Raw genomic sequence first — 21,239 nt, forward strand, 5'->3', positions numbered from 1 at the left:
TCGTCCTAGAAGTCCTCGTCCAGGTCGACCGTGCCCTCGACGGCGACCTGGTACGCCGACGGGCGGCGCTCGAAGAAGTTCGTCAGCTCCTGGACACCCTGCAGCTCCATGAAGGAGAACGGGTTCTGCGAGCCGTACACCGGTGCGAAGCCGAGGCGGACCAGGCGCTGGTCGGCGACGCACTCCAGGTACTCGCGCATCGACTCGGTGTTCATGCCCGGCAGGCCGTCACCGCACAGGTCGCGCCCGAACTGCAGCTCCGCCTCGACGGCCTCCTTCAGCATGTCGGTGACCTGCTGGCGGAGCTCGTCGTCGAAGAGGTCCGGCTCCTCCTTGCGGACGGTGTCCACGACCTCGAACGCGAAGTTCATGTGCATGGTCTCGTCGCGGAACACCCAGTTGGTGCCCGTCGCCAGGCCGTGCAGCAGACCGCGCGACCGGAACCAGTACACGTACGCGAAGGCGCCGTAGAAGAAGAGGCCCTCGATGCACGCCGCGAAGCAGATCAGGTTCAGCAGGAAGCGGCGGCGGTCGGCCTTCGTCTCCAGCCGCTCGATCTTCTCTACCGAGTCCATCCACTTGAAGCAGAACTGGGCCTTCTCGCGGATGGAGGGGATGTTCTCCACCGCCGCGAACGCGGCCGCGCGGTCGTCCGGGTCGGGCAGGTAGGTGTCCAGCAGCGTCAGGTAGAACTGGACGTGCACGGCCTCCTCGAACAGCTGGCGCGACAGGTACAGGCGCGCCTCCGGGGAGTTGATGTGCTTGTACAGCGTCAGGACCAGGTTGTTCGCGACGATCGAGTCGCCGGTCGCGAAGAACGCCACGAGGCGGCCGATCATGTGCTGCTCGGCCGGCGTCAGCTTCGCCAGGTCGGCCACGTCCGAGTGGAGGTCGACCTCCTCCACCGTCCACGTGTTCTTGATCGCGTCCCGGTAGCGCTCGTAGAAGTCCGGGTAGCGCATCGGGCGGAGCGTCAGCTCGAAGCCCGGGTCCAGGAGGTTCTTGTCGGTGGAGCTCATTACTGGCAGGCCTCGCAGGACTCGGGGTTCTCAAGGGAGCAGGCCAGCGCCTCGGCGTCGAGGGCCTGCGGCAGCTGGGTGGGGGTGGCCGGGACGGCAGCCGGGACGGCGGTGCCGGAGGCGGCGCGGGCGATCTTCGTCGCCGGGCGCGAGCGCAGGTAGTACGTGGTCTTCAGACCCTGCTTCCAGGCGTACGCGTACATCGACGACAGCTTGCCGATCGTCGGCGTCTCCATGAACAGGTTCAGCGACTGCGACTGGTCCAGGTACGGGGTGCGCGCCGCGGCCATGTCGATCAGGCCGCGCTGCGGGATCTCCCACGCCGTGCGGTACAGCTCGCGGATCTCGGCCGGGATCCAGCCGAAGCCCTGGACCGAGCCGGAGGAGTCGCGCAGCGCCTCGCGGGTCTGCGCGTCCCACACGCCGAGCTTCTTCAGGTCCTCCACCAGGTAGCCGTTGACCTGGAGGAACTCGCCCGACAGCGTCTCGCGCTTGAACAGGTTGGACACCTGCGGCTCGATGCACTCGTACACGCCGGCGATCGAGGCGATCGTCGCGGTCGGCGCGATGGCCAGCAGCAGCGAGTTGCGCATGCCGGTGGCGGCGATCCGGGCGCGCAGCGCGTCCCAGCGCTCCGGCCAGGCGAGCTCGACGTCGTAGTGGTCGGGGTGCAGCACCCCCTGGGCGGTACGGGTCTGCTCCCAGGCCGGGAGGGTGCCGTGCTTCTCGGCGAGGTCGGCGGAGGCTTCGTAGGCCGCCAGCATGATCCGCTCGGCGATCTTCGTGGACAGGGCCTTGGCCTCGGCCGAGTCGAAGGGCAGGCGCAGCTTGAAGAAGACGTCCTGCAGACCCATCGCGCCCAGGCCCACCGGACGCCACTTGGCGTTGGAGCGGCCGGCCTGCTCGGTCGGGTAGAAGTTGATGTCCACGACCCGGTCGAGGAAGGTCACGGCGGTGCGGACCGTCTCGTCCAGGCGCTCCCAGTCCATGCCGCCCGTCTCGGCCAGCACGAAGGCGCCGAGGTTGACCGAGCCGAGGTTGCAGACGGCCGTCTCGCCGTCGTTGGTGACCTCGATGATCTCGGTGCACAGGTTCGAGGAGTGGACGACCGTGCCGGGCAGCGCGGTCTGGTTCGCGGTCCGGTTGGAGGCGTCCTTGAACGTCATCCAGCCCTGGCCGGTCTGCGCGAGGGTGCGCATCATGCGGCCGTACAGGTCGCGGGCCGGCATGGTCTTCTTCGCCAGGCCCGCCGCCTCGGCCTTGACGTACGCGGCGTCGAACTCGGCGCCGTACAGGTCGACCAGCTCGGGCACGTCGGCCGGGGAGAACAGCGACCACTCGCCGTCGGCGTTCACGCGGCGCATGAACTCGTCCGGGATCCAGTGGGCCAGGTTCAGGTTGTGCGTGCGCCGGGCGTCCTCACCGGTGTTGTCGCGCAGCTCCAGGAACTCCTCGATGTCCGCGTGCCAGGTCTCGAGGTAGACGGCGGCGGCGCCCTTGCGGCGGCCGCCCTGGTTCACGGCGGCGACCGAGGCGTCGAGGGTCTTCAGGAACGGGACGATGCCGTTGGAGTGGCCGTTGGTGCCGCGGATCAGCGAGCCGCGGGCGCGGATGCGCGAGTACGACAGGCCGATGCCGCCGGCGTGCTTCGACAGGCGCGCGACCTGGTGGTAGCGGTCGTAGATCGAGTCGAGCTCGTCCAGCGGGGAGTCCAGCAGGTAGCAGGAGGACATCTGCGGGTGCCGGGTACCGGAGTTGAACAGCGTCGGGGAGGACGGCAGGTAGTCCAGGCGGCTCATCAGCCGGTACAGCGAGGCGACTTCCTCGACCGCCTCGACGCTGTCGTTCTCGGCGAGGCCGCACGCCACGCGCAGCATGAAGTGCTGCGGGGTCTCGATGACCTGGCGGGTGATCGGGTGGCGCAGCAGGTAGCGGCTGTGCAGGGTGCGCAGGCCGAAGAAGCCGAAGCGGTCGTCGGCGCCCTCGGCGAGGGTGTGCTCGACCAGCGCGTCGAGGCGGGCCGCGTGCAGGCGGACGAACTCGGCGGTGCGGTCGGCGATCAGGCCCTCGCGGTGGCCGACCTCGACGGAGGCGGAGAAGGAGGTGGCCCCCTGGCCCGCGGCCTCCTCGGCGACGGCGAGCGTCAGCAGCCGGGCGGCCAGACGGGAGTACGCCGGGTCCTCGGAGATCAGGCCCGCGGCGGCCTCCGTGGCCAGCCCGCGCAGCTCCGCCTCGTCGGCGTCGGCGCTGCGGCCGCGCAGCGCGGCGGCTGCGACCCGGCCGGGGTCGGTGTCGGGGAGGTCGGCGGTCAGCTCGGTGAGGGTCCGCAGAAGCGCGGCCCCAGGGCCCCCGCCCTCGGTTCCGTTGTCGGACGGGTCGGACTCGGCGCGCGGTGCGGAAGGCGCGATGGTCACGGGGGGAGCTCTCCCTCGCTCGGCTCCGGGACACCGGCGGCGGGGGAGCGAGCGGGCGCACGCGGGCAGGGGCCCGCCAGGGCAGCACCGCGCGGCGTCCACCGGCCCAACCGCGGGGCCCGGACGTGGTCGGCACCCGGGTCGGTCGATCCGGGCGCACCGTCGGCAGGTCCTCGGACTTCGGTGACACCGATGGAGGCGTACTTCATACCGTTGCGGGACAGTTCCGGATTCGCACCGGATTCCCCTGCGTCGACAGCGAGGATGAGCATACATGTGGGGGGGCCTGTCTGTGCGACCCCCTAGATGTTGTGTCGGGCCCTTGCTGAGCGTGGTGTTACAGCTCCAGTCGGTAGGTGAGCAGCGTGAGCGCGGGGATCGGCGACCAGTCCAGTTCCGGGGTGCGCACGAAGCCCAGGCGGGAGTAGATCCGCTGGGCGCCGCGCATCGCCGGCTGGGTCGACAGGACGATGGCGGTGACCCCTTCGAGGGCCCGCGCCCGCTCGATGCAGGCCCGGACGAGGGCCTCCCCGACGCCCTTCCCGCGGGCCTCGGGGGCCACGGCGAGCATCCGGAACTCGGCCTCGTGCGGCCCGGCGACGTCGGCGAGCGGGCTGCCGGGCGCGGCGAAGGTCACCCCGCCGAGCACCTGCCCGTCCTGCACGGCGACCAGCACCTCCCCGACGCCGACCCGGCCCGCGACGTCGCGCAGCACGTTCAGGTAGGTGTCGTCCTCGTTCTGGTCGAGCAGCCCGTCCCCGGTGTAGGCCTGCCCGGTGATCTCGCCCAACCGCCCGTACTCCGCGGGCTCGGCGGCCCGGATGTCGATGTCCATGGCATCGAGTCTGCCGGACGGGTGTCGGCGCCCGGCGCTATCGTCGGAAGCAGCACCGTCGAGGAAGGCGAGCGAGGCATGAGCATCATGACCGACCGACGTCCCCACATGTTGACTGAGGAGTTCGAGACCCTCGCGCGTATAGCCGCCAGAGAGGTCGAGGGGCTGCGGCTGGAGTTCATCGACGGAAAGCTGGGGGTCAAAGCGGTGCCTGACGGAGATCACGACCGCATCGTTGTGTGGCTCTCGCGCATTTGCATGCAGCACCGGCCCGAGGTGTGGCTTCATGTGGAACGTGGCCTGAAGGTCGAGCAGTACCGCTCCGGTCGGGCACGCCCGGACGCGTCTCTTGCCCCGGACGGGGCATTCGAAGGGCAGGGGGAGTGGGCTGACCCCGCTCCCGTCCTGATGGTTGTCGAGGTCACCTCGTACGACTCCGACACCGACGAACGCGATCGCAAGGAGAAGCCCCGCGCGTACGCGGCGACAGGGATCCCCGTGTATCTCCTCATCGACCGGGACAACTGCCTGGTGCACGTCCACAGCGAGCCCGACGGGCAGCTGTATGAGACGGTCCGCACTGTCCCCTTCGGCAAGGACGTCGAACTGCCCGACCCTCTCGGCTTCACCTTCCCGACCGAGCCCCTCAAGGACTGGGTGCGCTGAGCCGGTGCGCGAGAAGGGCCCCGCCGATGCGGCGGGGCCCTTCGTCGTACGCGGGACGGCTCAGCAGCAGCGGAAGCCCTTGCGGGGGTCCGCCTCGCGAGCGTCGGTGCGGGCGCGTTCGAAGGCGCGGCGGGTCATGACCTCGGCGGCCGGGTCGTGGGAGCGGGCGTGCGCGACGTACCGGTCGTACGCCGCCTCGCCCGAGAACTCCCGTACGTAGTGCCGGGCCTTCGCCAGCGCCCCGCGGACGCCGCGGACCCCGCTCACGCCACCGGCTCCTTGGCGCGGCCACCGCCCGAGTCCAGCCCCGCGGCGGCGAGTTCCGCCCGCTCCTCCGGCGTCGCGATGAGCCCGGCCGGAGCGATGATCTTCGACTCGGTCCACGGGACCTCCGAAAGGCTGACCGCCTCCGGGCTGCGGACGGCCTTCAGGCAGGTCCGGGCCGCGTCCAGCAGCACGATGACGATCAGCGCCGCGAAGAGCGCCGACAGCACCCCGTCGACCGTGGCATTGGTGACGACGGTCTGCATCTCGTCCATGTTCTTCGCGGGCTTGAGCACCTGCCCGGCGTCGATGCCGGCCTGGTACTTGTCGCGCTGGGCGAAGAACCCGACCTTCACGTCGTCCGAGAAGACCTTCTGGTAGCTCGCGGTGAGGGTGACGGCCACGTCCCACGCGAGCGGAACCCCGGTCACCCAGGCCCACTTCAGCCGCCCGGACTTCACCAGCAGCGTCGTACAGACGGCCAGGGCCACGGCCGCGAGCAGCTGGTTCGCGATGCCGAACAGCGGGAAGAGCTGGTTGATGCCGCCCAGCGGGTCCTTCACGCCCACCCACAGGAAGTAGCCCCAGGCGCCCACGACGAGCGCGCTCGTCACCCACACGCCCGGCTTCCAGCTGACGTCCTTGAAGGACTTGTGCACGTTGCCGAGGGTGTCCTGGAGCATGAACCGGCCCACGCGGGTGCCCGCGTCGAGCGTGGTGAGGATGAACAGGGCCTCGAACATGATGGCGAAGTGGTACCAGAACGCCTTCATGCCGGAGCCGCCGAGCACGGAGGAGAAGATCTCCGACATCCCGAGTGCGAACGTCGGCGCGCCGCCCGTGCGGGAGAGCAGGGTGGCCTCCTCCACGTCTTTCGCGGCCTGCGCGAGGAACTCCGGCGAGATGGCGAAGCCGAAGTTGCCGACCGCCTGCGAGGCGGTCTGGACGGTCGCGCCGACGACGCCGGCGGGGGAGTTCACCGCGAAGAACAGCCCGGGCTCGATGATCGTGGCCGCGATCATCGCCATGACGGCGACGAAGGACTCCGTCAGCATGGCCCCGTAGCCGATGACCCGGACCTGGGTCTCCTTCTGGATCATCTTCGGGGTGGTGCCCGAGGAGACCAGGGAGTGGAAGCCCGAGAGCGCGCCGCAGGCGATGGTGATGAAGACGAAGGGGAACATCGACCCGGCGAAGACCGGTCCGTCGCCGCGGGCGGCGAAGTCGGTGATCGAGGGCATCTTCAGGGTGGGCATGGCGATGACCACGCCCAGGGCGAGCAGTGCGATGGTGCCGACCTTCATGAAGGTGGAGAGGTAGTCGCGCGGCGCGAGCAGCATCCAGACCGGCAGCACCGAGGCGACGAAGCCGTACGCCACCATCCAGATGATCAGCGTCTCCTTCTCCAGGGTGAAGGTGGACGCGAGGGAGGACTCCGCCACCCAGCCGCCGGCGACGATGGCGAGCAGCAGCAGGGCGACGCCGATGACCGAGACCTCGGTGACCCGGCCCGGCCGCAGCACGCGCAGGTAGAAGCCCATGAACAGGGCGATCGGGATGGTCATGCCGATGGAGAACACGCCCCACGGCGAGTGCGCCAGCGCATTGACGATGACCAGGGCGAGCACCGCCAGCAGGATGATCATGATGGCGAACACGGCGACCAGGGCGGCGGCTCCGCCCACGGGGCCGATCTCGTCCCGGGCCATCTGGCCGAGCGAGCGCCCGTCGCGCCGGGTGGAGAAGAACAGGGTCACCATGTCCTGGACGGCACCGGCGAAGATCACGCCGGCGACGATCCAGATGGTGCCCGGCAGGTAGCCCATCTGCGCGGCGAGGACGGGACCGACGAGCGGGCCCGCACCGGCGACCGCGGCGAAGTGGTGGCCGAAGAGCACGCGCCGGTCGGTGGGGTGGAAGTCGACACCGTTGTCAAGGCGTTCGGCGGGGGTGGCCCGCGTCTTGTCCACCCTCAGGACCCGGTGGGCGATGAAGCGCGCGTAGAAGCGGTAGCCGATGGCGTACGAGCCCAGCGCCGCGGCGAGCAGCCAGGCGGCGGAGATCTCCTCGCCGCGCGAGAGCGCCAGCACGCCCCAGCCGATGGCCCCGACGAGGGCGACGAGCACCCAGACGGCAACCGACTTCGGCGTCATGCGGCCCGATGCGGAAAGCGAGTCCGGGTCGGTGCCCGAACTCGCTGCGTTCCGTTCTGTACCTGTTGCTTCCGGTTCCGGCATGATCCTCGTCCCCTCGTTGATCATCTGCGAAAGTGCAGGGAATCTACGGGGGCGCGCCCGATGAACGTAAGCCCCCGTCCGTATAGCGGAACGAGAGTCAACTACGGATCAGACGGCGGGGCGCTGGAGACGGGCTACGAATTTGTATCGATCGCCGCGGTAGACCGAGCGGACCCATTCCACCGGCTCGCCGTCGGCGTCCAGGGAGTGGCGGGAGAGCATCAGCATCGGCAGGCCGACGTCCGTGCCGAGCAGGCCGGCCTCGCGCGGGGTGGCGAGCGAGGTCTCGATGGTCTCCTCGGCCTCGGCGAGGCGGACCCCGTACACCTCGGCCAGCGCGGTGTAGAGGGACGTGTACTTGGCCAGTGACCGGCGCAGCGCGGGGAAGCGCTTGGCGGACAGGTGGGTGGTCTCGATGGCCATCGGCTCGCCGCTGGCCAGGCGCAGGCGCTCGATGCGCAGCACCCGCCCGCCGGTGGCGATCTTGAGCAGCCCGGCCAGGGTGTCGTCGGCGGTCACGTAGCCGATGTCGAGGAGCTGGGAGGTGGGCTCCAGGCCCTGGGCCCGCATGTCCTCGGTGTAGGAGGACAGTTGCAGCGGCTGGGAGACCTTCGGCTTGGCCACGAAGGTGCCCTTGCCCTGGATGCGCTCCAGCCGGCCCTCGACGACGAGCTCCTGCAGGGCCTGGCGCACGGTGGTGCGGGAGGTGTCGAACTCGGCGGCGAGGGTGCGCTCGGGCGGTACGGGCGTGCCGGGGGGCAGCGTTTCCGTCATGTCGAGCAAGTGCCGCTTGAGTCGGTAGTACTTGGGTACGCGCGCGGTGCGAGTGGCCGCCCCGCCCTCCGGCTCGGTGGTCGCCCCTTCGGTGGCCATCGCCGCCCGCCTTCCCGACTCCAGTTTCGCTGCCGTCACCGGCTCCTCCGATATGTGCGGTCACATGGTGACACGGGTGGGAGGGCGGGCTTCCGCCCTCCCCCAGGTGTCGGTCCGGTAACGGACCCGGCACCCGATCATTAGACCCTTGACACCCCTAAAGGTCTAGGCCAAGCTCCCGGTTACTGGTCTACACCAATATGGATCAGATCCCGGCCCCACGGGCAGTACTTCGTACAGGTGTCACCGCGGCGGGCGAGGGAAGTTGCAGGCAGCATCCCTGAGGAGGGTGGCGTGAAGCGCAAGCTCATCGCGGCGGTCAGTGTCGCGGGCATCATGGCCGGTGTCGCAGCGTGTGACAACGGTGGCGACGACAAGGGCAAGACCGACGCGGGCGGCGCCAAGGAGATCACCGTCTGGGTGATGGACGGTTCCGCGCCCAAGACCTGGATCGACGAGGTCAACAAGGAGTTCTCGGCCAAGCACCCCGGTGTGACGGTCAAGGTCGAGGTCCAGGCCTGGAAGGGCATCCAGGAGAAGGTCACCACCGCCCTCTCCGAGAACACCCCGCCGGATGTCCTCGAGCTCGGCAACACCCAGACCGCCGGCTACGCGGTCACCGGCGGCCTGGCCGACCTGACCAAGGACAAGGGCAAGCTCGGCGCCGACGCCTGGCAGAAGAGCATGCTCGAGTCGGCCGAGTACGAGGGCAAGCTCTACTCCGCCCCCTGGTACGCGGCCAACCGCGTCGTCGTCTACGACAAGAAGGCCTTCGAGAAGGCCGGCGTCACCCCGCCGAAGACCCGCGACGAGTGGCTCGCCGGCCTGGACAAGCTGAAGGCCTCCGACCCGTCCACGCAGCCCCTCTACCTCCCCGGCCAGAGCTGGTACGTCCTCGCCGGCCTGATCTGGGACGAGGGCGGCGAGCTCGCCGTCAAGGACGGCGGCAAGTGGAAGGGCCGGCTCGGCACCCCGCAGGCAGCCTCCGCCATGGAGTTCTACAAGAAGCTGCAGTCCTACTCCACCGCCCCGAAGGACAAGGACGAGGCCACCCCGCAGCAGTCCACCGACGTGGTCCCCAAGGGCGGCGTGGCGTCCTGGATCGGTCTGGGCTGGGAGGCCGGCGGCGCGGAGAAGGCCCTGAAGGAGGCGGGCAAGGAGGCCGACTTCGGCTACTTCCCGATCCCGGGCAAGACCGCCGACAAGCCCGGCACCGTCTTCCTCGGCGGCTCCAACCTCGCCGTCGCCGAGCGCTCCAAGAACAAGGAGCTCGCCAAGGAGTGGCTGGCCCTGGCCGCCGGCAAGGACCAGATGACGAAGTTCGCCGCCGAGGGCAAGGGCGCGTCGCTGCCGAACCAGGCCGCCGCGAACTTCACCCCGGCCGCGGGCTCCTTCGCCGAGGCGATGGGCAAGGCCGGCGTCAACGGCCGGATCACCCCAGTGACCCCGGGCTGGGCGAACGTCGAGACCGAGCCCAACCCGATCAAGGAGTTCATGACGAAGGTCCTGAAGGGCGAGGACGCCGCCAAGGCGGGCGCGGACGCGGACAAGGAAATCGCGAGCCGCATCAACAAGTAAGCCCCCAGCACCAACCGCAGCATTGCGCGCAGCACCAACCGAAGCACCAACCGCAGCACCACCCGCAGTACCGGCAGTGAACGCACCGGGGGGTGCGGCAGGCGCCCTCGGCGTCCGCCGCGCCCCCGGTCGCGCACGGAGCCACAGTCAACCGCGAGGAAACCAAGACATGACCGTGCACTCCCAGGGGGCGGCGACCGCTCCACAGGACGCACCGCACCAGGCCGGAAAGTCGCTCCCCTCGGGCTGGCTGCCGTACCTGCTGGTCGCCCCGGCCGTGCTCAGCATGGCCGCACTGCTGCTGTACCCGCTGGCCAAGAACGTGATCCTGTCCTTCCAGAAGGTCGACAAGATCGAGTTCATCCAGCGCAAAGCGCCCTTCAACGGGGTGGCGAACTACACCCAGCTGCTGGGCGACTCCCACTTCTGGACCGTCGTCGTCCGCACCTTCGCCTTCACGGCCGCCAACGTCGCGCTGATCATGGTGATCGGCAGCCTGCTCGGCCTCCTGCTGAACCGCCTGGGCACGTGGATGCGCCTGGTGCTGTCCATGGCCCTGGTGATGGCCTGGGCGATGCCGATCGTCGCCTCCGTCACCGTCTTCCAGTGGCTGTTCGACGAGCAGTTCGGCGTCATGAACTGGGTCATGCGCACGCTCGGCTTCTCCGGCTACGAGCAGCACAACTGGTTCGAGACCGGCTGGTCCACCCTGGTGATCGTCACGGTCCTGGTGGTCTGGGGCTCCGTCCCCTTCGTCGCCCTCAACATGTACGCGGGCCTGACCACCGTCGGCGCCGAGCTGTACGAGGCGGCCCGGATGGACGGCGCGAACGGCTGGCAGACCTTCTGGCAGGTGGTCTTCCCGAACCTCAAGCCGTTCTTCCTCGTCACCACCTTCCTCGAGGTGATCTGGGTCTTCAAGGCCTTCACCCAGGTGTACGCGATGAACCGCGGCGGCCCTGACCGCGCCTCCGAGACCCTGCCCGTCTTCGCCTTCGTCGAGGGCCAGAGCCAGGGCCACTACGCCCTCGCGGCAGCGATCTCCGTCCTGACGATCGTGATGCTCGTGGTCGTCATGTCCTTCTACTTCCGCCTGATCCTGAAGCAGGAGGAGGAGCAGTGAGCACCACCACCGCGCCGAAGACCACCCCCGCCGCCTCCGCCGAGCCGACGCAGAAGGCGAAGTCGGGGGCGAAGGCCCGGAAGCTGCGCACCCGCCGGCCCGTCCGCCCCGGAGCCGTCGCGAAGAACCTGGGCGCCCTGGCCGTGGCCCTGGTCTTCGTCTTCCCCGTCTACTGGATGTTCTCCTCGGCCTTCAAGCCGTCGGGTCAGATCCTCGCCAAGGACCCGGTCTTCGTCTTCACCCCGACGCTGGACAACTTCACCAAGGCCACCGGCGTCGAGATGTTCTGGACGTACGTGCAGAACAGCCTGATCGTCACCGTCGGGGCCGTCGTACTGGCCCTGCTCGTGGCCCTCGCCGCGAGCTTCGCGATCGCCCGGATGAAGTTCAAGGGCCGCAAGGGCCTCGTCCTCGGCGTGATGATGGCGCAGATGGCCCCGTGGGAGGTCATGGTCATCGCCATGTACATGATCGCCCGGGACGCGGAGATGCTGAACAGCCTAGCCCTGCTGACCGCGATCTACTTCGTGATGGTCCTGCCCTTCACCATCTGGACCCTGCGCGGCTTCATCGCCGCCGTCCCGGTGACCCTGGAGGAGGCCGCCCAGATCGACGGCTGCACCCGCGGCCAGGCCTTCCGCAAGGTGATCTTCCCGCTGCTCGCCCCCGGCCTGATGTCCACCTCGCTCTTCGGCTTCATCACCGCCTGGAACGAGTTCGCGATGGTCCTGATCCTCAACAAGGACAAGTCCGCGCAGACCCTGCCCCTGTGGCTGACCCAGTTCCAGACCGCCTTCGGCAACGACTGGGGCGCCACCATGGCCGCCTCCTCGCTCTTCGCGGTGCCCGTCCTCGTCATCTTCGTCTTCCTCCAGCGCAAGGCCGTCGGCGGCATGACCGCCGGCGCGGTGAAGGGATAACGCCACATGACCGTCCTTGCGCAGCCCACCGACACCCTCACCCGGGACGCGCTCGCCGTCCTCCAGCCCGGCTTCGAGGGCACCACCGCCCCGGCCTGGCTGCTGCGCCGGGTCTCCGAAGGCCTCACGGCCGTCGGCCTCTTCGGCCGCAACATCGAAAGCCCCGGCCAGCTCGCCGCGCTCACCGCGCAGCTGCGCGCCGAGCGCGAGGACCTCCTGGTCGCCATCGACGAGGAGGGCGGCGACGTCACCCGCCTCGAGGTCCGCGGCGGCTCCTCCTTCCCCGGCAACCTGGCCCTCGGCACCGTCGACGACACCGCGCTGACCCGCGCCGTCGCCCGCGAGCTCGGCCGCCGCCTCGCCGAGTGCGGGGTCGACCTCAACTGGGCCCCGTCCGCGGACGTCAACTCCAATCCGGACAACCCGGTCATCGGCGTCCGCTCCTTCGGCGCCGACACCCGCCTCGCCGCCCGGCACACCGCCGCGTACGTGGAGGGCCTGCAGGCCGCCGGCGTCGCCGCCTGCACCAAGCACTTCCCCGGCCACGGCGACACCAACGTCGACTCCCACCACGCCCTGCCGCGCATCGACGCCGACCTGGAGACCCTCGCGGCCCGCGAACTCGTCCCGTTCGAGGCCGCCATCGCGGCCGGTTCCAAGGCCGTGATGAGCGCGCACATCCTGGTGCCCGCCCTCGACCCGGTCCGGCCGGCCACCCTCAGCCCGCAGATCCTGACCGGGCTGCTGCGCAAGGAGCTCGGCTACGAGGGCCTGATCGTCACCGACGGCATGGAGATGAACGCCATCGCCGGCACCTACGGCATCGAGTGCGGCTCGGTCCTGGCCATCGCCGCCGGGGCCGACGCGATCTGCGTCGGCGGCGGGCTCGCCGACGAGGCCACCGTCCTGCGGCTGCGCGACGCCCTGGTCGCGGCCGTACGGGAGGGCACGCTGCCCGAGGAGCGGCTCGCCGACGCCGCCGCCCGGGTCCGCGCGCTGGCCGAGTGGACCCGTACGGCACGGGCCGCCCACGCCGCGCCGGGCGCGCCGGAGGGGAGCGCGCCCGGCATCGGCCTGGAGGCCGCCCGCCGCGCGGTGGCCGTCCACGGCACGGCCGCGCCGGTCACCGGGCCGTACGTCGCCACGCTCGCGCCCGCCCCGAACATCGCGGTGGGCGACGAGACCCCGTGGGGCGTGGCCGCCGAGCTGGCCGCGCTGCTGCCGGGGACCGCGTCGGGCGTGTACGGCGAGGGCTCCGCGGCCGGGGAGATCCTGGCCGCGGCGGGCGGGCGCACGGTCGTCGCGGTGGTCCGCGACGCACACCGGCACCCGTGGATGGCCGAGGCCGTCGATGCGCTGGTCGCGGCCCGCCCGGATACCGTCGTCGTCGAGATGGGCCTGCCGCGGGCCGAGCCGCGCGGCGCGCTGTACATCGCGACGCACGGTGCCGCGCGGGCCTGCGGCCGGGCGGCGGCCGAGGTCATCGCGGGGGTCTGACCAGCCCCCGGTCCGCGCCCGTGCCCCCGGACGGCGTCCGGGGGCACGGGTGTTGCCACAGGCGTCAGGACATGCTCCACACGGTCAGCCGGGTGAAGAACTCGGGCTTGCCGTCGTTCGGTTCGACCCGGTCGATCTGCATCATCGCGAGCTTGCCCTCGAGGGTGACGGTGCACAGGATCCGGCCCGCGGTGAGCTCCTTGTCGATGGTCGCGGCGTCCAGCCGGCCGGAGAGCGCATTGGCGCCCACCGCCGTGCGGCAGGCGTCGGGGGCGGGGGAGTCGCTCAGGCCGGTGGGGGTGGCGAAGACGATCTCGTGGTTGTCGGGCGGCCCGCCGACGATGGCGTACGTCAGCTCGATCCGGCCGTTCTGCGCGCCCGACGGGAAGGCGCTGGGCGTGTCCAGGTCGAACTGCGTGTAGCCGGTGGACGGCCAGCGCAGGGCGAAGGACTGGTTCTCGAAGAGCACCTTGTACGTCTTGCCCTTCGGGGCGGCGGCGGACGCCGTGGCGGCCGCCGGGCTCGGCGAGGTGCCACCGGAGCCGGACGGGCTCGCGGCGGGGGACTGCGCGCCCGCGCCCGGGACGGCCGGCTGCCCGGCGGCGCCCCGGTCCGCGCCCTTGTCCGGTGTCTCGTCGCGCAGGTACACGTACCCGCCGGCCGACAGGGCGAGCAGGGCCAGCGCGGTGACGCCCAGCGTCAGCGGCCGCGCGCCGCGGTGCGCCGGCGGGGCGGCAGGTGCCGGCGGGGCCGGTGGGGCCGGCGGTGCGGCGCCCGCGCCGGTGCCGGACGGACCCCAGCCCCCGGTTCCGGAGCCCCCGCCCGGGCCGGGTGCGTACGGGGCGGCCTGCGGCGGCAGCGGCCGCCCGCCCGCGGTGCCCCCGGCCACCGGGCCGGCGGCCGAAGGCGCCGCGGCCGCGGTACCGGCGGTCGCGGGGCCGGCGGCGCCCGCCCCGGGGCCCGTCGCGCCGTACGGGCCCGACCCGGTGGCCGGCGCCGACGTGTACGGCGGCTGCGTGGTCCCGCCGCCGTACCCCGCCGGAGCCTGCGGCGCCGCGGTCTCCGCCCGCGCCAGCGCCTGCACCTCGCGCTCCCGCCGGGCGATGTCCTGGGCCACCGGCCCGGGCAGCCAGCCGGCGAAATCGCGCAGCGGCCGCCCGCTCAGGTCCTGGCACAGCCCGGCCAGTGCCGACGGCGTCGGCCGGGCCCCGGGATCGGCGGCCAGGCAGTCCCGCAGGATCCCGCGCAGCGGCTCCGGGTACCCGCTCAGATCGGGCGGCCGGGTCGCGGTGTTGGCGATCTGCGTGGCCACGGTGATGGCCCCGGCCTCGCCGTACGGATGGCGGCCGGTCGCGCACACCGCGGCGATCAGGCCGAGCGAGAAGACGTCCGTCGCGGGCGTCAGCGGCAGCCCGCCGGCGTGCTCCGGCGACATGAACTGCGGGGTGCCGATGAAGCCCCCGCTGCGCGTGAGCCGGGTGGCGTCGGCGGCGCGCGCGATCCCGAAGTCGATGACCCACGGCCCGTCCGAGCCGATCAGCACGTTGCCGGGTTTCAGGTCGCGGTGGATCACCCCGGCCTTGTGCACGGCCTGGAGCGCCTCGGCCGCGCACCCGACGAGCTGGAGCACCGTGGTCATCGGCAGCGGCCCGTGCAGGTCCAGCACCTCGTCCAGCGGCAGGCCGGGCACGTACGCGGTGGCGAGCCACGGCCGGGGCCCGCCCGTGTCGTGGTCGACGACCGGGACGATGTGGTAGCCGTGCACTTGCCGGGCCGCCAGGGCCTCCTGCTCGAAGCGGCGCCGGAACCCCGGGTCCTCCGCGTACTCGCGGCGGATCACCTTCAGGGCCACGGGCTGGTTGCCGCGGGTCCGGGACAGGTACACCGAGCCCATCCCGCCCTCGCCGATCCGTGCCAGGAGCCGGTAACCGGCCACCTCCCGGGGGTCCTCGGGGCCGAGCCCCGCCAACGGGCGTCCTCGACCTGTGGTGTTGATGCGATCACCCTCCGTCGTCACGTCGGCGATGCTATATCTGGCCACGACGACGCCGACGGGAAACCGCGGAATCCGCGGCAGCGCTGACGGAGGCACACCTGTGGAACGCCACCTGGCCGCCTCGGCCGAGACGGCCGACTACCTCATCGACCTCTCCAACATCGTGCGCCGCACGGACATCGGGCCCCGGGGGCCGCGGTCCCTGCTGCGGCTCGGGCTCGTCGTGCGCGCCCTGATGGAGGCCACCGGGGACCCGGACGTCTCGGCGTACGCGGTCGCCGACGCGAGCCTGCTGGGCGGGCACGCGGAGTTCACCGATCCGGAGGACGTCCGCCGCCTGCGCCGCTGGGTGGCCGAGGAACGGGTGGAGGAGGTCGGCGACGCCGACGAGCGGATCCTGGAGCTCGCCCGGATGACGGGCCTGCGCGTGGTGACCGGCGACCACTTCGTCGACCACCGCGCCGAACACGCCTGGATCCAGGGCAACACCTGGCAGTTCCTGCGCCCCGAGCCCCGCCCCGACGGAACGGTCGCCCTCGTCGCGATGGACATGGGGGTCCGCTCGGCGGCGGACATCTCCCGCCACATGGAGTTCGCGGCGCTGAAGAAGCAGGGCCTGCTCGGCCCGGCCCGCACCCCCCTGACCCAGGTGCTCACGCGGAACTGGCGCTGCCCGGAGCCCCGTTGCTCCCTCTACGACAGCCGCACGGGCGACCGGGTCCTGCTGCCCCGCATGCGCGGGGGCGCACCGACCTGCGAGCTGCACGGCGCCCCGCTCGCGGACGACGGCCCGCGCCGCGGCACGACCCAGCTGAAGGCGGTGGTGGACGGTTCCTGCGTCGCCCGGTACACGCTGGACGAGGGGGCGCGGGCGCAGGTGGGGCGCTTCCCGGGGCCGGAGGGCATCGCCCTGCACAGCCTGCTGACGCCCGAGGTGGCGGCCCGGGTCAGCCGCACCCACGTGACGGTCTCCGCGCAGGGCGGCGCGGTGCTGGTCCGCGACGTCAGCCGGTACGGGACGCGGATGCGCACCGCCGGCAAGGGCGCCGGCCTCGGGCCCTGGGCCCCGCTGCCGCCGGGCACGGACCGCCCGTTCCGCCCGGGCGACGAGGTGGAGCTCGCGCCCGGGGTCGTCCTGACCCGCAGCGGGCGGCGCTTTCCCGCGGAGCTCGCGGACGCCTGGCGCGCGGAGGCCGCGCGGGGCCCCGTACCGACCAGGGCGAGCGCCACGACCTGGCAGGCGGACCTCCCCCTGCGCCCGCCGGCGGACGCGGACGCCGGCGCAGAGCAGGGCGGGGACGACGCAGCAGGGCCGGGCCCGACGCGCTGACGGCGCCGCCCCGGCCCTACGGCGGCCGGCGCCCCCGACCCTCCCGGCCTACAGCCCCTGCCAGGCGGGCTTGTTGGCGTAGGTGTGGCGGAAGTAGTCCGCCAGCTTCAGCTTGGAGGCGGCGGCCTCGTCCACGACGACGGTCGCGTGCGGGTGCAGCTGCAGCGCGGAGGCCGGGACCAGCGCGGACAGCGGGCCCTCGACGGTCTGCGCGACGGCCTCGGCCTTGCCCTCGCCGGTGGCCAGCAGCACCAGGTGGCGGGCGTCGAGGATGGTGCCGATGCCCTGGGTGATGACGTGGTGCGGCACCTGCTCCAGGTCGTCGTCGAAGAAGCGCGCGTTGTCGACGCGGGTCTGCTCCGTCAGCGTCTTGATCCGGGTGCGGGAGGCGAGCGAGGAGCACGGCTCGTTGAAGCCGATGTGCCCGTCGGTGCCGATGCCCAGCAGCTGCAGGTCGACGCCGCCGGCCTCGGCGAGGGCGCGGTCGTACGCGGCGCAGGCGGCCGGGAGGTCCTCGGCGGTGCCGTCGGGGCCCATGAAGGAGGCCTCGGAGAGGCCGAGGGGCTCGACGACCTCGCGGAGGACCACGGCGCGGTAGGACTCGGGGTGCCCGGCCGGCAGGCCCACGTACTCGTCGAGCTGGCAGACGCGCGCCCGGGAGACGTCGACCTCGCCGGCCCTCACCTTGGCGGCCAGGGCCTCGTAGACGGGCAGCGGGGTGGAGCCGGTCGCCACACCGAGCAGGGCGTCGGGCGTGCGGCGGACCAGGGCGGCCATGGCCTCCGCGATGAGCTCGCCGCCTGCCTTGGCGTCCGGGACGATGACAACTTCCACGCGGGGCCTGCCGATCTGGAGGGTGGGTGCTGGTGTGGTATAGACCAATCTAGCAGAGCCGGGACGCCTGCGGCCCGGAAAATTCCGCCCCGTTCCATCGTCGTCCCGATCCCCGCACCCGGCCCCCCGTCGGGCGGGACGCGGGGGGCTCCACCCCTCGCGCCCCGCCCCGCGGCCGCCTACACCAGCGCGAGCTGCAGCCCCCCGGTTGCGTCCAGGTGCTGCCCCGTCACCCAGCGGGAGTCCGGCGAGGCCAGGAAGGCCACCACGTCCGCCACCTCCTCTGCCGTGCCCACCCGGCCGAAGACCGAGCGCGCGGAGACGTGCGCCCGCGCCGCGGGATCCGCCAGCCAGCCCGCGTTCAGGTCGGTCTCGATGACGCCGGGGCCCACCGAGTTCACGGTGATCCCGCGCGGGGCCAGCGCGGCCGCCAGCGAGCGGGTCAGGGTGTTCGTTGCCCCCTTTGCCGTGATGGTGGCCAGGATCGCGGGCAGGGCGATCTCCGGGGTGCCGGTCACGTTCACGATCCGGCCGCCGTCCGGCAGTCGCGCCAACCCGTGCTGGATCACGAAGAAGGGCGCCTTCGCGTTGAGCGCGTGCACCCGGTCGTAGGTCTCCTCGTCCGTGTCCGCGATGCCGGCGAAGGCGGCCGCGCCCGCGTTGTTCACCAGGATGTCGACCTGTTCGGTGTGCAGGGGGTGGGCCTCGTACGCCGCCCACAGCGCCTGCGCGTCGCCCGGGACGCCGAGCTGCGCCCCGATCGCGAAGGCCCGGCCGCCGGCCGCCTCGATCGAGGCCACCGTCTCCTTCGCCGCCTCCTCGTTGCTGCCGTAGTGCACGGCGACGAGCGCCCCGTCGCGGGCGAGCCGCTGGGCCACCGCCCGTCCGATGCCCCGGCTGCCGCCCGTGACCAGTGCCGTCCTGCCGTCGAGCACGCCCATGACGCGCCCCCCTTCGCATTTCCCTAGTGATCGCTACAGAACTACGGAACGGGACCGTACCAGATTCCGTAGCGGGCGCTATAGAATTGCGGGCATGGTGACCGGACAGCGGGGCAGGCCCCGCTCCTTCGACCGCGACGCAGCCCTGGACAAGGCGATGTTCGCCTTCTGGGAGAACGGCTACGAGGCCACGTCCATCTCCGACCTGACCGGCGCGCTGGGCATCAGCGCCCCCAGCCTGTACGCGGCCTTCGGTGACAAGCGCAAGCTCTTCGGGGAGGTCGTGGCGGTCTACGGCGGCCGGTACGGGGACTTCGCGTCCGTCGCCCTCGCCGAGGAGCCCACGACCCGCGCCGCGCTGGAGCGCATCCTGCACGAGGCGGCCGAGGTCTACACCGACCCGGCCCATCCGCCGGGCTGCATGGTGATCAGCGCGGCCGTGAACACCACCTCGCAGGAGGTGGCGCAGGCCCTGCGCGAGCGGCGCGCGGCCATCATCGAGCTGTTCGAGCGCCGGATCCGGGCGGACGTCGCCGCAGGCGTCCTGCCCGCAGACACCGACACGACGGCGCTGGCCCGGTACGCGGGGGCGGTCCTCCAGGGGATGTCCCAGCAGTCGCGCGACGGGGCGACGCGGGAGGAGCTCGAGGCGGTCGCGGAGCTGGCGATGCGCGCCTGGCCGCACTGAGACGCACGGAGAAGCACTGAGACGCACGGAGAGCCGCCGGACCGGCGGAGGCGAGGGAGTCTGCGGTTCCTCTGGGCCACGGTGCCGGGGCGGGACCCTCAACCCGCCCGGCACCGTAGCCCGGAGTACTAACGGCCGGCGGGTGTGCGGTTCCCGCGGCCGGTTGGGAGGCTGCCTGCGCGGTCAGGGCAGAGCGCGCGGCCGCCTCGATCCGTCCTCCTGTGCGGGGAGGGCGGAAGCTTACGCCAATTGTGGACTAGACCATTCTGTTCTGTCCATCCAAGGACGGGCCGGCGAAACCCGTCACTTCCTCCAACAGTACGCGGAGTCACCCCTTCCTGGATACTCCCCAGTAGTCGCCGTGGGGAAAGTCATGGCCCGAGCCCGAGGTACGCTCGCCCCGTGCCCTCCATGAACGACCTCGTACGCCAGCACACCGCTCTCGGTGAAACCGACCTGGAGTGGCTCCACCTGCTGGTCTCGGAGTGGCAGCTGCTCTCCGACCTGTCCTTCGCCGACCTCGTGCTGTGGGTGCCCACCCTCGACGGCACGCGGTACGTCTCGGTCGCGCAGATGCGCCCCAACACCGGCCCCACGTCCTACCAGGACGACATGGTCGGCCACCTGGTGCCGCGCGGCCGGCGTCCCCTGCTCGACGCCGCGCTCGACGAGGGCCGGATCGTGCGCGAGGGCGACCCGGAGTGGCGCGAGGAGGTGCCCGTGCGCGTCGAGTCCATCCCGGTGCGCCGCGAGGGCCGCGTCCTCGGGGTGATCGCGCGCAACACCAACCTGCTCACGGTGCGTACACCGAGCCGGCTGGAGCTGACCTACCTGCAGTCCGCCTCCGACCTCGCCCAGATGATCGCGGCGGGCGCCTTCCCGTTCCCCGGCCAGCAGGTCGACATGGACGCCTCCCCGCGCGTCGGGGACGGCCTGATGCGGCTCGACGCCGACGGGGTCGTCACGTACGCCTCCCCGAACGCGCTGTCGGCGTACCACCGGCTCGGGCTCGCCTCCGACCTCGTCGGGCAGCACCTGGGCACCACCACCGCCGAGCTCGCCCCCTCCCGCGGCCCCGTCGACGAGGCGCTGGTCAAGCTCGCCAGCGGCTGGGCCCCCAGGGAGACCGAGGTCGAGGGCAACGGCGGGGTGATCCAGCTGCGCGCCATCCCGCTCAAGCCCAAGGGCACCCGGATCGGCTCGCTCGTGCTGTGCCGCGACGTCACCGAGCTGCGCCGTCGCGAACGCGAACTGATCACCAAGGACGCGACCATCCGGGAGATCCACCACCGGGTGAAGAACAACCTCCAGACCGTGGCCGCACTGTTGCGGTTGCAGGCCCGGCGGATGGATTCCGAGGGCGGCCGCGAGGCGCTCAACGAGGCCGTGCGCCGCGTCGGTTCGATCGCGATCGTGCACGAGACCCTCTCGCAGAACCTGGACGAGCGCGTCGAGTTCGACGAGATCGCCGACCGCGTGATCGCGATGGTCGCGGAGATCTCGCCGGGCAAGGTGGACTGCCGGAGGGTCGGACGGTTCGGGATCCTGGACGCGGAGGTGGCCACTCCGCTGTCGATGGTGCTGACGGAGATCCTCCAGAACGCCCTGGAGCACGCCTTCACCCAAGGCGAGGGCGGCACCGTCGAGGTGACCGCGGCCCGCAGCGGCACCGGCCGCACCGACGGCCGGCTGCTGATCACGATCCTCGACGACGGCTCCGGCCTGCCCGAGGGCTTCGACCCGCAGCGCGCCGGGAACCTCGGCCTCCAGATCGTCCGGACCCTCGTCGAGGGCGAGCTCGGCGGTACGTTCGACATGGTCCGGGCGGAGCCGCGCGGCACGAAGGTCGTCCTCGACGTACCGGTCAGCCCGCAGAAGTAGCGCCGCAGCAGCCCGAAGGCCCGTCACGGAACGTGACGGGCCCTGGGGTGAGGTGCCGGTGCCGAGGCTGCGTCGGACAGCACTGAGCCCCGGACCGGAACCGCCATCGGCCAGTGGCCGGGGCGGTTCGATCCGGGGCTCGA

General features: G+C 71.8%; 17 protein-coding genes and 1 riboswitch. Of the genes, 8 read left to right on the forward strand and 9 right to left on the reverse strand.

Translation table 11 applies throughout. The features are described 5' to 3' along the window. Positions 1-5: 5 nt before the first annotated feature. From ABZ924_RS26380 to ABZ924_RS26390, 3 genes are all read right to left on the reverse strand, one after another. Entirely contained in the window at positions 6-1,019 is a 1,014-nt protein-coding gene (locus tag ABZ924_RS26380) for a ribonucleotide-diphosphate reductase subunit beta (RefSeq protein ID WP_361914585.1), read from the reverse strand. Continuing rightward, positions 1,019-3,433: a ribonucleoside-diphosphate reductase subunit alpha gene (locus ABZ924_RS26385; protein WP_361914588.1), complete on the reverse strand. Its 2,415-nt coding sequence runs from the start codon at positions 3,431-3,433 to the stop codon at positions 1,019-1,021. Before ABZ924_RS26385 ends, ABZ924_RS26380 begins: the two co-directional genes overlap by 1 nt. 168 nt (positions 3,434-3,601) lie before the next feature. Continuing rightward, positions 3,602-3,680: riboswitch (cobalamin riboswitch) on the reverse strand. A 90-nt stretch (positions 3,681-3,770) separates the two neighbouring features. Further along, positions 3,771-4,268 carry a GNAT family N-acetyltransferase gene (locus ABZ924_RS26390; RefSeq protein WP_361914591.1) on the reverse strand — a complete coding sequence of 166 codons (498 nt, stop codon included), beginning with the start codon at positions 4,266-4,268 and terminating at the stop codon, positions 3,771-3,773. Between the two features lie 78 nt (positions 4,269-4,346). On the opposite strand from ABZ924_RS26390, the gene ABZ924_RS26395 reads away from it, so the two are divergent. Further along, the gene (locus tag ABZ924_RS26395; RefSeq protein ID WP_361914594.1) at positions 4,347-4,934 is read left to right on the forward strand and encodes a Uma2 family endonuclease; all 588 of its coding nucleotides are present in this window, start codon (positions 4,347-4,349) and stop codon (positions 4,932-4,934) included. Between the two features lie 60 nt (positions 4,935-4,994). Here ABZ924_RS26395 and ABZ924_RS26400 read toward each other — a convergent pair whose 3' ends face one another. The 3 genes from ABZ924_RS26400 to ABZ924_RS26410 all read right to left on the reverse strand — a co-directional run bounded on the left by ABZ924_RS26400 (position 4,995) and on the right by ABZ924_RS26410 (position 8,308). Next, positions 4,995-5,201, reverse strand: coding sequence for a YbdD/YjiX family protein (locus ABZ924_RS26400; protein ID WP_361914597.1), 207 nt, complete (start codon positions 5,199-5,201; stop codon positions 4,995-4,997). After that, positions 5,198-7,351, reverse strand: coding sequence for a carbon starvation CstA family protein (locus tag ABZ924_RS26405; RefSeq protein WP_361914600.1), 2,154 nt, complete (start codon positions 7,349-7,351; stop codon positions 5,198-5,200). Before ABZ924_RS26405 ends, ABZ924_RS26400 begins: the two co-directional genes overlap by 4 nt. Before the next feature lie 192 nt (positions 7,352-7,543). Beyond that, positions 7,544-8,308: a GntR family transcriptional regulator gene (locus tag ABZ924_RS26410; RefSeq protein ID WP_179172853.1), complete on the reverse strand. Its 765-nt coding sequence runs from the start codon at positions 8,306-8,308 to the stop codon at positions 7,544-7,546. A 294-nt stretch (positions 8,309-8,602) separates the two neighbouring features. Here ABZ924_RS26410 and ABZ924_RS26415 point away from each other — a divergent pair, with 294 nt between their 5' ends. The 4 genes from ABZ924_RS26415 (at position 8,603) to ABZ924_RS26430 (ending at position 13,426) form a co-directional block, all read left to right on the forward strand. Further along, a complete protein-coding gene (locus ABZ924_RS26415) occupies positions 8,603-9,886 on the forward strand; it encodes an extracellular solute-binding protein (protein WP_361914603.1) in 1,284 nt (427 codons plus the stop codon). Between the two features lie 169 nt (positions 9,887-10,055). Then, complete coding sequence (locus tag ABZ924_RS26420; RefSeq protein ID WP_361914606.1) at positions 10,056-11,009, forward strand: sugar ABC transporter permease; 954 nt, start codon at positions 10,056-10,058, stop codon at positions 11,007-11,009. Between the two features lie 83 nt (positions 11,010-11,092). Then, complete coding sequence (locus tag ABZ924_RS26425) at positions 11,093-11,929, forward strand: carbohydrate ABC transporter permease (RefSeq protein WP_361914646.1); 837 nt, start codon at positions 11,093-11,095, stop codon at positions 11,927-11,929. Between the two features lie 6 nt (positions 11,930-11,935). Beyond that, entirely contained in the window at positions 11,936-13,426 is a 1,491-nt protein-coding gene (locus ABZ924_RS26430; protein WP_361914609.1) for a glycoside hydrolase family 3 protein, read from the forward strand. Between the two features lie 64 nt (positions 13,427-13,490). Here ABZ924_RS26430 and ABZ924_RS26435 read toward each other — a convergent pair whose 3' ends face one another. Continuing rightward, complete coding sequence (locus ABZ924_RS26435; protein ID WP_361914612.1) at positions 13,491-15,443, reverse strand: serine/threonine-protein kinase; 1,953 nt, start codon at positions 15,441-15,443, stop codon at positions 13,491-13,493. A gap of 79 nt (positions 15,444-15,522) precedes the next feature. Here ABZ924_RS26435 and ABZ924_RS26440 point away from each other — a divergent pair, with 79 nt between their 5' ends. Further along, the gene (locus ABZ924_RS26440; RefSeq protein WP_361914615.1) at positions 15,523-16,752 is read left to right on the forward strand and encodes an FHA domain-containing protein; all 1,230 of its coding nucleotides are present in this window, start codon (positions 15,523-15,525) and stop codon (positions 16,750-16,752) included. Positions 16,753-16,800: 48 nt separating this feature from the next. Here the strand turns inward: ABZ924_RS26440 and nagB are convergent, their stop codons facing one another. Both nagB and ABZ924_RS26450 read right to left on the reverse strand, forming a co-directional pair. Next, entirely contained in the window at positions 16,801-17,586 is a 786-nt protein-coding gene (nagB, locus tag ABZ924_RS26445) for a glucosamine-6-phosphate deaminase (protein ID WP_361914618.1), read from the reverse strand. A 179-nt stretch (positions 17,587-17,765) separates the two neighbouring features. Then, positions 17,766-18,527, reverse strand: a complete 762-nt coding sequence (locus tag ABZ924_RS26450; protein ID WP_361914621.1) for an SDR family oxidoreductase — start codon at positions 18,525-18,527, stop codon at positions 17,766-17,768. A gap of 94 nt (positions 18,528-18,621) precedes the next feature. Between ABZ924_RS26450 and ABZ924_RS26455 the strand changes: the two genes are divergently transcribed. Then, the gene (locus ABZ924_RS26455; RefSeq protein WP_361914624.1) at positions 18,622-19,215 is read left to right on the forward strand and encodes a TetR/AcrR family transcriptional regulator; all 594 of its coding nucleotides are present in this window, start codon (positions 18,622-18,624) and stop codon (positions 19,213-19,215) included. Positions 19,216-19,626: 411 nt separating this feature from the next. Then, positions 19,627-21,096: a PAS domain-containing sensor histidine kinase gene (locus ABZ924_RS26460; protein ID WP_361914649.1), complete on the forward strand. Its 1,470-nt coding sequence runs from the start codon at positions 19,627-19,629 to the stop codon at positions 21,094-21,096. The last annotated feature ends 143 nt before the right edge of the window (positions 21,097-21,239 follow it).

It is taken from the genome of Streptomyces sp. NPDC046876, assembly GCF_040645035.1.
GTDB lineage: Bacteria > Actinomycetota > Actinomycetes > Streptomycetales > Streptomycetaceae > Streptomyces.